Origin of the sequence: Pseudomonas sp. MWU16-30322 (assembly GCF_020515535.1) — a bacterium.
In the GTDB taxonomy this organism is placed as follows: domain Bacteria; phylum Pseudomonadota; class Gammaproteobacteria; order Pseudomonadales; family Pseudomonadaceae; genus Aquipseudomonas; species Aquipseudomonas fluorescens_H.
Genome location: NZ_JAIWYL010000021.1, coordinates 1 through 9450, shown reverse-complemented (window position 1 = coordinate 9450; position 9450 = coordinate 1). Strand labels below are relative to the sequence as shown.

The window sequence follows — 9450 nt, the reverse complement described above, 5'->3', positions numbered from 1 at the left end:
CAGCACCGGTAGTGCTCCTGATGCCAACGCGCTGACCCAAAGCGGCACCTTCACCATCACCGCGCTGGACGGCGTCACCACGCTGACCGTCGGTGGTATCGCCGTGGTCACCAACGGCGTGGCCGCAGGCTTCCCGCAGTCGGTCACCACCCCGTTGGGCAGCACGCTGACCATCACCGGTTTCAACGCCACCACAGGCGTGGTCAGCTACAGCTACACCCTCGACCACAACGACGCCCACCCAACCGGTAACGGCGCAAACAACCTGCCGGAACAGTTCGCCGTCACGGTGGTGGACGACAACGGCACCACCGCCAATGCGACCCTCGACGTTAATGTGGTCGACGACCTGCCAAAAGCCGCGAACGACAGCAACGCCAATACCGCGTCAGAAACCAACCTGACCCTCACCGGCAATGTCCTGACCAACGACGTACAAGGCGCCGACCGCGTACCCACCGGCCCAGTCACCGCCGGGACTTTCACCGGCACTTACGGCACCCTGGTTCTCAACGCCAATGGCACCTACACCTACACGCTCGACACCAACGACGCCGACTTCAAAAACCTCCACGGCAATGGCAATGGCACGGAGACCTTCACCTACACCATCACCGACTCTGACGGCGATACCAGCACCGCAAACCTCGTCCTGCAGATCCACAACAACGACGATCCGGTGGTCATCAGCGGCCTCGACCTAAACGGCGGCGAACTCACCGTCTACGAAAAAAACCTCAGTACCGGTAGCGCTCCTGACGCTAATGCACTGACCCAAAGCGGCACCTTCACCATCACCGCACTCGATGGCGTAACGACGCTGACCGTCGGCGGCATTGCCGTGGTCACCAACGGCGTGGCCGCAGGCTTCCCGCAGTCGGTCACCACGCCACTGGGCAGCACGCTGACCATCACCGGTTTCAACGCAACGACCGGTGTTGTGAGTTACAGCTACACGTTGGATCACAACGACGCGCATCCGACCGGTAACGGCGCAAACAACCTGCCCGAGCAATTCGCCGTCACCGTGGTCGACGACAACGGCACCACCGCCAACGCCACCCTCGACGTCAACGTGATCGACGACGTGCCCAAAGCGGTGAACGACAGCAATGCCAACACCGCGTCGGAAACCAACCTGACCCTGACCGGCAACGTCCTGACCAACGACGTACAAGGCGCCGACCGCGTACCTACCGGCCCCGTCACCGCTGGCACCTTCACCGGCACTTACGGTTCGCTCGAACTGCACACCGACGGCACTTACACCTACACGCTCAACCCAACTGATGCCGATTTCAAAAACCTGCACGGCGGCGGCAATGGCACCGAAACCTTCACCTACACCATCACTGACTCGGACGGCGATACCAGCACCGCGAACCTCGTCCTGCAGATCCACAACAACGACGATCCGGTGATCCTCAACGGTCTCGACGTCAACGGCGGCGAACTCACCGTCTACGAAAAAAACCTTGGCAACGGCAGTGCGCCGGACGCCACGGCACTGACCCAAAGCGGCACTTTCACCGTGACTGCGCTCGACGGTCTGCAAACCCTGACTGTCGGCGGTATTGCCGTGGTCACCAATGGTGTGGCCGCAGGTTTCCCGCAATCGATCACCACGCCGCTGGGCAGTACGCTGACCATCTCCGGCTATAACCCGACCACGGGTGTCGTGACCTATAGCTATACCCTGGTGCATAACGACGCACACCCGACCGGCAACGGCGCCAACAGCCTCACCGAGAATTTCAACGTGGTCGCCACCGATGGCGACGGCAGCACGGCGTCCGGGCAGATCAACGTCAACATCATCGACGACTTGCCGACCGCCAAAGCCGATACCGGCTCGGTGACGGAGGGCGGCACGGTCAACATCAGCGTGCTCGGTAACGACGTCACCGGTGCCGACGGCGCAGCGGCGGGTGGGGCAGTGGTGGGCGTGCGTGCCGGCAGCAACACCGCGAGCTCGGCGATCGGCGGCCTCAACAGCAACATCAATGGCACCTACGGCTACCTGACCCTCGACGCGGCAGGCAACGCTATCTATCACAGCAACCCGAACTCGGTGAGCCCGCCGGGCGCCACCGATACGTTCACCTACACCATCCGCGATGGCGACGGTGACGAAAGCACCACCACCATCACCATCAACGTTGCCGACAGCAAACTGATTGCGTCGGTCGATCAGGACGTCACGGTCTACGAAAAAGCCCTCGACCTGACCAAGGACGGCCAGGATCTGGCCCCCGGCACGGTCACCGGCAGCGATCCGAGCAACACCGGCGAAACCGCCACCGGCACGCTGGTGGGTGCGGTCACTGGCGGCAGCGGGGCGCTCACCTACACCCTGGTCGGCAGCGCCACCGGCACTTACGGGCAGATCCAGCTCAACGCTGACGGCACGTACACCTACACCCTGACTTCGGCACCGAAAACCACGCCAAGCGCCAACGATGGGGCCAACACCCTCAGCGAAAGTTTCACCTACAAAGCCACCGATGCGCTGGGCAACAGCACCACCAGCACGATTGTGGTCAACATCGTCGACGACGTGCCCAAAGCCGTGGCGTCGGATCGCTCGGTGGCGGCGGTGGAGATCGATTCCAACCTGCTGATCGTCCTCGACATCTCCGGCAGTATGGTCGATCCGTCCGGCGTGCCGGGTCTGTCGCGACTGGATCTGGCGAAACAGGCGATCAGTGCCTTGCTCGACAAATACGACGACCTCGGCGATGTGAAGGTGCAACTCGTCACCTTCAGCAGCAGCGCCACCGACAGGACCTCGGTGTGGGTTGACGTGGCGACCGCCAAATCGCTCCTCGCCGGCCTCACGGCGGGTGGCGGCACCAACTACGACGCGGCCGTGGCGACGATGCAAACCGCCTTCAACACCTCGGGCAAACTCACCGGGGCGCAGAACGTCGGCTACTTCTTCTCCGACGGCAAACCGACCACCGGCCAGGAGATCGGCACCGCCGACGAAGCCGCGCTGAAAAACTTCCTTGATGCCAACAACATCAAGAACTACGCGATCGGTCTGGGCAGCGGCGTGAGCAACGCCAACCTCGATCCGCTGGCCTATGACGGCATCAGCCACACCAACACCAACGCGGTGGTGGTCACCGATCTCAATCAGCTCAACTCGGTGCTGTCGGGCACTGTGGAAGGTGCGCCGGTCACCGGTTCGCTGCTGGGCGAAGGCGGTACGTTCGGCGCCGATGGCGGCTTCATCAAATCCATCGTGGTCGACGGCACCACCTACACCTATGACCCGCGCGCCAACAGCGGCCAGGGTTCGTTGACCGCATCCGGCGGCACCAACCACGGCACGTTCAACACCGTGAACAACACGATCAGCATCGCCACCAACAACAGCGGCACGCTGGTGATCAACCTCGACACCGGTGACTACAGCTACACCTCGCAGAAAACCACAACCACGGTGATCACCGAGAACATCGGTTTCACCCTCAGCGACAACGACGGCGACCTCGCCAGCTCGACGCTGACCGTGAAGGTCATCCCCAACTCGCCACCGGTGGCGACGGACGACCACGTCATCACCAATGTGCTGTCGAGCAACATCACCGTGCCGGGCGAACTGTTGCTAGCCAACGACACCGACCCGGACGGCGACCCGCTCAACGCCTCGCCAACCACCTTCAACACCGGTTGGGCAGCCAAGGGCGCGGACTTCACCGGTACTGGCGCGATCAACTTCTCCGGCACCGGCAACACCGCCGCCAACCAGAACCTGGCCGACGTACGCGCTGCGTTCGCCGCCAACACCGCAGCGATGACCGCCGTGCTGGTGGTCAGCGGTTACCTCGGTGCGGTGACCACCGCCAATGCCAACGATGAAGACCTGATCACCGTCAAACTGAAACAGGGCGAAACGCTGAACCTGGATCACAACCTGGCGGCCGGCCACGTCACCATGGAGTACTCGGTCAACGGTGGCGCGTTCGTCAGCATCGCCGACGGCGGCACCATCACTGCCGGTGCCGATGGCACCTACCAGATTCACGTGACCAACATCAGCAACACCAGTGGCAGCAATCCGACGGCAGCGGAAAACTATCAATTGACCATGACGGTCAACTACGCCGGCGCCCATGACGTGACGCCGGATTTCCACGGCACCTACACCGCCAATGACAACCATGGCGGCAGCGACACGGCCAACGTCAGCATCACCTATCAGGATGGCCACACCCTCACCGGCACTGCCGGGGATGACATTCTGGTGGCGGGCACCGGCAACAACATCCTCAATGGCGGCGACGGCAACGATGTACTGACTGCCGGTTCCGGCAACAACGAGATGCACGGCGGCGCGGGCAACGACTTGCTCTACAGCGGCCCGGGCAACGACATTCTCGACGGCGGCACCGGCATCGACACGGTCAGCTATGCCCACGCCACCGCCGGGGTCACGGTCAACCTCGGTCTGCTCGGTGCGCAAAACACCATCGGCGCTGGCACCGACACGATCAGCAATATCGAAAACCTGGTCGGCTCGAACTTCAACGACACCCTCACCGGTGACAACAATAACAACGTGATCAACGGCGGTCTGGGCAACGACATCCTCAACGGTGGCGGTGGCGATGACCTGCTGATCGGCGGCATGGGCAACAACACCCTGACCGGCGGGCCGGGCGCGGACACCTTCCAGTACCTCAAGGGCAACAGTGGCCACGACACCATCACCGATTTCACCCCCGGCACCGACAAGCTCGACCTGTCGCAACTGCTGCAAGGTGAAAACGGCACCACCGCGTCGCTCGACGATTACCTGCACTTCACCGTCACCGGCAGCGGCGCCTCGGTTCTCACCAGCATCGACGTCAGCGCGCTGGCCGGCGCCACGCCGAACCAGACCATCGACCTGGCCGGCGTCAACCTCGCCAGCCACTACGGCGTGACACCGGGGGCGGGTGGGGTGGTTGCTGGTGGGCATGACACGGCGACGATCATCAGCGGCATGCTTAATGATCATTCGTTGAAGGTGGATACAGTTTGATTAAGGTCTGAAACGACAAGACCCGCCGTTCCGATTGGGGAGCGGCGGGTTTTTACACTTGTCGAATTCAGCCTCCGTTTGCCGCGCTTCGCTCAGGGCAATACAACTTTCGGCAACAGACCTGTGTAGGGCGCCAGTGTGTTGAGCGATTCCATCACCCCGCTCCTGCTTGCCCCCTGTTTCTTCAGGCCGATGCCGCGTATGCCGAAATCGTTGCCGATGCCGTAGTCCTGATGATTGACGATATACAGCCTGATGAGCTGGCGAACGGGGACGGTGAATGGCATCGAGAAGTCATACCAGACCCCGTTCTTCGGTAGCTCATAGGCGACTTGCGGGCCATTGGGCAAGCTGGTGGAGATCGACAGGAGTGGATTGACCAGATTGGGCGCAGGAGAGTCGGGAACGTGAGTGGCCTTCATGCTCAGAATGTAAGTGCCCGGGGAGAGCATGAAGTCCTGGTAGAACACGGCTCCCGCGTAGCCTGTGGCAGGGTTTATGTCCGTGAAGTTGAAGAACGCCTTGACGCCCGAGTGTACGCGGATGAACCCGGAGCGGGCACCTGTGAAAGGGACCCAGCCATTGTAAGAGTCGTCCTGAAAGTCGGTCGCGTGCACCCGTGAAAGTGTTCTCGCCTGGGAGGGCGGGAACGAAGCATCAGCCGGCTCGACTGTAAAAGTATGGTCGCCAAGTTCCTGTCCGGAGAGCGTATGGCTCCAGTCACCCGTGGCGACTACGTTGATGCTGGCTGTCTCGGCACCATTGTCCCGCAGTACGATCGTCTGGTTGGCCGTTCCCTTGCCCGCCAGCACGAACGTCGTGGCAGTGGTGGAAGCACCGTCGGGCACTTCCGGGCCGGTGACGGAATCGGCTTTCACCGAGGTGATGGTGGGGGCCACTGACGCAATCGCCCTGACCGTGTAAACCTGGTCCGGGAACTTCGTCGCCGTCGCGAAGTTGCCACTCTTGTCCTCCGACACCCAGAACTCCATCAGCAAACCGGAGCCGTCCGCCAATTGGGACAGAAAGCTGGCTGGCAGGGGCTTGGGCCAGAAACCCTGGCTGACCCAGGTCGCATTCACCTGGCTGGCACCGCCATTCCAGATCTGCAAGGTGACGGCTGCCCCGGCACGATTGCGGCCTGTCAGTTTGAGCCACACCTGCTGCCCCGCCTCGATGTCCGTCCATGACTGGCCGCGAATCGCGGCGTCTCTTCCCTTCAGCGCCACCACGTCAAGCGTCTTGCCCGGTTCGGCTTCCACGATGATCGGCGGGTTCAGGACGCGCTGATTGGCGTTGATCACAATGGACGTCGTCGGTGACACATTGCGGTTGCTCAACTGGTCGACCACCGTAGCGCTCACCGGATGGGTGCCGTCACCGATCTGCTGCAGATCGGCGCTGCTCAGGGTGTAGCTGATATGGATGGCAGGGGGGACGTCGGGAATGGTTTTGCTCCACCTCCCCACGTTCAGCGTCACCACGTCATATTCGCGTGGGTAGTTGCGAGTTAACGTGAACGTGGCCGGCTGCCCCGGGGCTACACTGGCCGGATGGCTGGCCGTGATGCCGGAGGCCAGTTTGTAGAACAGCAACTTGAGTATCGGGGTGGAGTCGTCGAAGTTGTCGCTGAGTCGGGTTAGCCGATAAAACAGGGTGTTGAGTCCATTCTCCAGCTCGCCCCACGGCAGTTCCATGAAGATGAGGTCGTTCTCCTCGCCCGGTTTGATGTTCTTGATCACAGAGGTCGGCCGGCCGTTGACCCACAACTTTACGGAGTCACCTGCTTGCAGCGTGGTGGCCAGTGTCATGACTGGATCGATCACCATGAACAGCGGGGTGGACGGTGAATAAATGCTCAGGGGAATACCGAGATGGTAGACCCCGGGCGGCAACACGTTTTGCTCTGCTCCCGGAATGGCCATGGGGAACAACTTAAGCAAGGCGTTAATCTCTGCCGAGTTGACATTTATGCTCATGTTGCTCTCCTGGCGTGCGTTGAGAACCCTCTACGGGAAGGCTTCATTACACCGTGAGCGGAGAGGGTCGTCACCTGTCAGATCTGACAGGTGAACGGGTTTCAGGACGAGTGGTTGGCTGGTGGGAGCGGCTTGCTCCGGGGCGGCGCCCCGACAATGATGGCCCGTATGGCACATCGACGGGACTAAAACCCGTCCCCAAGGCACACAAGTCGGCGGACGGGCGAATGCGCAGTTAAAGGCGCAAGGTTGTGTGGTTTTGCGGATATGACCTTGAACACTTTTAAATAATTTCGAAGGCGTTGAAATGACAAAACCCGCCGCTCCGATCAGTCGGGACGGCGGGTTTTTTCGTCTGGAGAACTGTGTTGCCAGTGAGTCAGCCTTCGCGAGCAGGCTCGCTCCCACATTGGATTTATGATGCTCACCATTTCGTGAACAACAAAGCTCCCCTGTGGGAGCGAGCCTGCTCGCGAAAGCGGCCTCACAGTCGACCAATACCCAACTGAATACACTCACTCAAATTGTGGGAGCTGGCTTGCCAGCGATGCGGCCTACCAGCCGACCAATATATGGTGGACATGCGTGTGGCTCATTCGTGAGCGCCGGGTTCCGTATCGACCGGTCTACCAACCCGCGCATGGCCGCCACCCATCGTTTGGTAGCGAGGGTGATGGCTCCTATTTCTCGATACGGAGTTTCATCCATTCCAGCAGGATCTTCCTCATCGACCCCGCTGTGGACGAAGAAACCTTGCTCGTCGAAGCCTGCGAATCGTTAGCCGCCGCCAGCGACATGGCCCGCGATATCGGCGATGTCGTCGACCACCTACAGCGCCGGGCCATGCTGATGCTGCATCAGGTGATCATGTTCAGTGAACTGATGGTCAACCGAGTACTGGACGGCCGCCGCGTACCGAACTAGTTAATCGGCCCCCCTGCAGGAGCTGCCGCAGGCTACGATCTTTTGCCGTTGCTCTTCTCGTCATCAAACAAGATCAAAAGATCACAGCCTCGTTGCACTCGACAGCTCCTGCAGAGGGGATGCCAGTCTGCGAGCCGACCCACCAATAAGGTCGTGGCGTTTTTTTTATTTACGTTCCATTGAAAAGTAATCGAAGGCAATCAAATCCATTTGTGGAGTTGTGACTTTCATGCTCCAAATATTGTTTTCGCTGCTGTTGCCTTCTATCAACTGTGGGGGCGCTGTGTCAGCGAGGTATTTTTGATCTATCAGGTTTTCGTCTTTATCAAAAAAATCGACCGGGATATTACTGAATTGAGCGAATCGGCAATAGCAGCGAACTCTGGAGTACCCCCAGTTGAATTGAATGTGCATGATTTGCGTCTCGCCACTGCCTGATATATGCATTTCCAGAATCTGACCGGAGCTTTGATTTGCTATAGGATCAAAAGGGCCGCCGCTGATCGGGCCAATGCTTGAAAGGGCTGTTATTCCCATATATCCAGTGCCTGCCAGAAAGCTGATGGTCATGCTCGGCAAAGTGATGTTGCCGCCTACTGACAGGACCTTCGTAGGATAACTATCGAAGTTTTCCGACAGTATGGGGGTTCTATTGATTTTGATGACGTAGGGTTTGGAATTTGCGAATCTCAAAACATCTGCGTTGAAATATACGGTGGTTTCGACGTGCAGGTTTGAACCATCCTGAAGCAAGTTCAGTTGTTGGCGTGAAACAGGTCGGCTGAAGCCACTGCGTTCTTCCTCCTGACTCAGGGATATACGTGTGGCGACAGGTAGGGTGTAGCGATCACCATTTTGATCAGTGCCGAGGACGTTGACATCGACGGTGTAGCCACCACCGCTAAACGGCCAGCCGTTGAATACCACGAATGGGGTGGTGGTGAACTCATTGAGATCAATGACGCTGGAACTATCAGCCGGCTCAATCGTGGGGACTGGCAAACGTGGATCTCCATCGGCGATTTTCAGCACCCTGATGTTAAGCGCCGGTGATTTACCGACTGGTTTACTGTCCCGGTTCAGGTTCCAGCGAAACAGGGTCTCTTTGCCTTGCCGAGCGACAAGATACGCCTGCGTCAGCACGGTATTGACTCGATTGTTTGTGTTGAACTGCACCAAAGGAAACGGCGTTGCGCCTGCTGGCGGATTGACTTCGATCAGTCGTGCCCTGTCCCCAGGTTGGGCGCCCGGATAGTCGATCCTTATGGTCGCGCCATCCTTATGGTTCAGTACGTCGATCGGATCAACCGCTGGCTTGACCAGGGTGGGGGGACTCAGCTCGACCTCAGCGAGGTGAATGCCCAGTGTCTGTTGGGGGGATTGGGCATGATTGCCCAACTGATCAATGACAAAGAACTCGGCTATCGCCTCGGGGTTGTCACCAGCCTTTTCGAAGTCTTCGGTGAACAGCGTGCAGGTGATCGGTGCCGAACCGTCGGGCACGTTGAATCTGAC

General features: G+C 59.8%; 3 protein-coding genes and 1 pseudogene. 2 read left to right on the top strand and 2 right to left on the bottom strand.

What is annotated here, in order from left to right; genetic code table 11:
• Positions 1–5032 (top strand): Ig-like domain-containing protein (locus LCH64_RS28080; RefSeq protein ID WP_226501947.1); only part of this gene is annotated, 5032 nt, incomplete at its 5' end.
• Positions 5033–5124: 92 nt separating this feature from the next.
• On the opposite strand, the gene LCH64_RS28075 is transcribed toward LCH64_RS28080, so the two are convergent.
• Positions 5125–7011: a hypothetical protein gene (locus tag LCH64_RS28075; RefSeq protein ID WP_226501946.1), complete on the bottom strand. Its 1887-nt coding sequence runs from the start codon at positions 7009–7011 to the stop codon at positions 5125–5127.
• 585 nt (positions 7012–7596) lie between these two features.
• Between LCH64_RS28075 and LCH64_RS28415 the strand changes: the two genes are divergently transcribed.
• The gene (locus LCH64_RS28415; RefSeq protein WP_226501945.1) at positions 7597–7935 is read left to right on the top strand and encodes a hypothetical protein; all 339 of its coding nucleotides are present in this window, start codon (positions 7597–7599) and stop codon (positions 7933–7935) included.
• Positions 7936–8100: 165 nt separating this feature from the next.
• Here the strand turns inward: LCH64_RS28415 and LCH64_RS28065 are convergent.
• Positions 8101–9450: pseudogene (locus tag LCH64_RS28065) on the bottom strand (hypothetical protein); the annotation flags it as partial.

What these genes read in the sequence shown, in the direction of transcription:
- LCH64_RS28075 (WP_226501946.1), bottom strand. Translation starts at nt 7,011, where the DNA reads ATGAGCATAAATGTCAACTCGGCAGAGATTAACGCCTTGCTTAAGTTG.